Genomic DNA, 493 nt, shown 5'->3' on the forward strand with positions numbered 1-493 from the left:
GTCGCAATATGTTGAATGCTCCAACGCAATCTGCATTCCAGGCAAAATCATTATCTATGTATAATCCACGCTCCACACGATTCGACTTTTTCGCATATCTCCGGCTGACATCTGGAGCCAATGGACTTGTCTGACTGGAATATGCTTCGCTGATTATTTCCAGGCGGATTCCTTCCAAAGCCAGTTTATAAGCCAGCATGTTTGTCAGTTGTTTAAATGGCAGGCTGTGGAGTTTCTGATTCGTCTTATCTCCAAAGTCCTTGTCTTTTCGTATATTGGTCCAATCGCCAATGATGACTGTGTGGATGTTGTGCAGTTTGCAATACATGGTCATACAGCGTGTGACTTTATGAAGATAATCATGGATGTGATTTCGTTTACTCTGATATAGCCTTTGCGCATGTTTGGATAATTTCGGATATTTTACTCCATGCTCCGCCTGAGTTCTTGCCCACTGGGACTGTATCCTTGCAATCTCTTTATCGTAATATCT

The 493-nt window shown here is 42.4% G+C and carries 1 protein-coding gene; it reads right to left on the reverse strand.

Features of this window, described 5'->3' with window-relative positions; genetic code table 11:
* A partial coding sequence (locus LI091_RS18410; RefSeq protein ID WP_265191453.1) for an IS200/IS605 family accessory protein TnpB-related protein occupies window positions 1-493 on the reverse strand: 493 nt, incomplete at both ends.

This window comes from Blautia sp. MSK20_18, from assembly GCF_020553125.1.
Lineage (GTDB): Bacteria > Bacillota > Clostridia > Lachnospirales > Lachnospiraceae > Blautia_A > Blautia_A fusiformis.